The organism is Caballeronia sp. (genome assembly GCF_049581465.1).
Taxonomy (GTDB): domain Bacteria; phylum Pseudomonadota; class Gammaproteobacteria; order Burkholderiales; family Burkholderiaceae; genus Caballeronia.
In genome coordinates, this window is record NZ_JBAUSA010001296.1 from 1 (window position 1) to 2,945 (window position 2,945).

Here is a 2,945-nt window from a genome sequence, read left to right on the forward strand (position 1 = left end):
GCCTGTGCCTGCGTTAGATTGTCGCGGATAACACTGAGCGCGCGTTGCACGGGCTGCGCCGCGTGACTCGCTTCCGACTTCCCGACCGATTGCAGCAAGGGTCCCGCAGCCGTGATTTGCGACGCAAGCACATGGCTGCGCACCAGCAAGTCGTTGAGTTCCGGAACAAACTTCTGCTGCGCTTTCGGTTCCAACATCATCCGCCGGAATGCCTGTCCCAGGTTCGCGAACGCAATATGCACGTTCTTGCGCGCGAGACGATAGCGAAAATCACTGTCGAGAGCATTCGCCGCAACGGTCGCTGCTACGGATGCGCCAGAAGCCGCGGCCGCAGCGGTGCTTTCACCGACCGGTGTTTTCGGGTACGACTTGCCGCCGGTATCGATGGCGTGTTCCGCCCGTACGGCATTGTGACGGGACGGGACGGCCCGAACGCTGACCCCGTCGACGCCTTCGGCCAACCGTTCAGCCGGGCTTTCGCCATTGCGCTCCGTTCGGCGAGGTTGCGCTGTAAAAGCGCTGCCGGTGCTGCTCGCACGGTCGGGATCGGAGGCAGCCGCATTCGCAGACCCAACTGCGTTCGATCCGACCATGGCTACGACGGAAGCCGACGCGGGTTCACCTGCTGGCTCACCTGCTGATGCCCGCGCCTCGTCGTGTGTCGTCTCGGGCTGTGTCAAGCTGACCACCGCGGCCTCCGGCACCCCAGCGTTTGCCTCGGCCGCGCTCTTCGGCTCCGCTTGCGCCGTTGGCTTGCCGGTCCACCACCAGCTCGCTTCCAGGTAATTGCGGGTCGCGGCAATCATGTCGTTGACGAGCTTACCCATCAGGCGGTATTCCCAATACGGAAACAAGTGGCTTGCCGCGATCGCGATGGCGCTACCGACGGCAGTATCGATCGCTCGTTCGCCGATCAGCCTCATGCTGCCCGGCGCGAGCAAGTGGAACAGCAGCAACACGAACGCCGATGTGAACGCGACGCTAGCCGTGTAGTTGAAGAGCAACAGGCTGTAGCTCATCACCATCGACGCGAACATGATGATTAGCAACAACTCCGGCTGCTTGACAACCAGGATCAACGCGACGGATGCCGCGCAGCCGATCGCGGTGCCGATGATCCGCTGGACATTGCGCTGCTTCGTCAACGAATAGCCAGGTTTCAGGATGATGACCGTCGTCATCACGATCCAGTAGGCATTGGTTAGCGGCAACACCCGTCCGAGCCAGAACCCGACGCCGACCGCGATCGTCACCCGCAGCGCATGCCGAAAGCTCGGCGACGCCATGGTCAGGTTCGAGAAAATCTGCATGAACGACACGCGTCGGCTGGATACGAAGTGCGATAAGGTCGGGTGAACGCGGATCTCGGTTTCGGTGAGTCCCGGATCGTGCCGCGTGTGACGGCGCATCTTGTCGATCAGCCGGGTCGCGCTCCACAGCCGCCGGAACGCCGCCGACACCGCGGAATAGGCCTCGGGGTTCTTCTGCGGCACCTGATGCCGGCGCATCTGATCGAGTTCGTACTCGATCGCGCGCAACTCCGCTTTCACGTTGATCCGTGCGCGCGCCGGCTGGTGTTGCAAGACCGCAAGGCCGATGTCCTCGAGATCGAGCGCGGCCTTTCTCATCAGGTCGCGATAGAAAACCAGGATGTCCGAAGCGCCGAACGTGTTGCGCACGAGCGGGTAGTCCGTATGGGCGCCGACGAACATCTCGTGCAGGTCGACCACGTTGATGAACAGGTTGAAGAGCATGACGCGGCGTGGATCGAGCTTGCCCGTCCTGAGCTTGGGCAAGTTGCGCAATACGATGTCGCGTGCTGCGTCCTGCCGCTCGACCGCCGCGATCTGCTTTTCGATCAGCCTGCGATAACACTCGTCGATATCGGCTTCCAGGTCATAGAATGCCGATCGCGCAATCAGATAGTCGGCGCAGCTGAACACGCTTTCGGCGAGCGCCTGACGCTCGATTCGATACACCAGCAAGCGGCTGACGAAGGTGGCCCAGTAGGTGTACCAAAGACCGCCGAGCAATATCCATGACGCATTGACGAGCGCTTCCATTGGCGTGAAGTGCTCTTCCAGAGTCACGATCATCATGAAGAGCGTGGCAAAGCTGATCTGCGGCCAACGATTGCCGTAGACCACCACGAGCGACATTACGAAGGTAAGCGGCACCACGGTAAGCCACAGCGTCACCGGATGTGCACTTGCAATACCGGTGGCAAGCGCCGACAAGAACCCGATTACCGTACAGGCCAGCATCTCGTTGTGCTTGTACTTCAATGGCCCCGGCATGTCGACCACGCTCGCGCCCAGCGCCCCGGTAGCGATCGTGAAACCGAGTTCACGATTGTGAAACACGATCAGCATCAACACAGCCGGCAGCGAGACGCCGAGCGCGATCCGCAAGCCGCCGAAGAAGTACTGGCTATAAATAAATTTTTTGATTTCTAGCGAGTAACGCATCGAGTTCCCAGTAGGCTGCCCGGAGTATCTGACGCCTCCGGCGAGGCATTGGCTTAGTGGTTCGAAGCATCAACACATGGCTTCAAAAGAGGCTTCGAGTCTAACCCAACTTCGAGACGTCAGACCCTCGTCCGATCGGCCAGGTGTTGCCTGCGAACGGCCTTTGCTATCCTGTCGTTTCACTTCGCGACACGTCCCGGCGGCTCGGGGGCAAGTCGTTGCTCCACGTGCCTTACCAGCAGTAACCCTGCAGCAGGAACCATGCTCGAACTCTTCTATTCGAATCGCCATGAAACGTTGTCGCGGGCGCTGCTCGACGACCTCGCCGCGTTCGCCATGAACAACGGCGATCCATTCGAGCGGCAGGCGATCATCGTGCCCAGCGCAGCAGTGCGCCGGCGGCTCGAACTCGACATGGCTACGCGTTTCGGCATTTGCGCGAACATGGAGTTCAGCTATCTCGCCCAATGGCTTTGG

At 60.7% G+C, this 2,945-nt stretch carries 2 protein-coding genes; one reads left to right on the forward strand and one right to left on the reverse strand.

Features of this window, described 5'->3' with window-relative positions:
* The coding region (locus WCA53_RS31425; protein WP_423920825.1) for an FUSC family membrane protein at nt 1-2,468 on the reverse strand (2,468 nt) is incomplete at its 3' end.
* A 150-nt stretch (nt 2,469-2,618) separates the two neighbouring features.
* On the opposite strand from WCA53_RS31425, the gene WCA53_RS31430 reads away from it, so the two are divergent.
* The coding region (locus WCA53_RS31430) for an exodeoxyribonuclease V subunit gamma (RefSeq protein WP_423920828.1) at nt 2,619-2,945 on the forward strand (327 nt) is incomplete at its 3' end.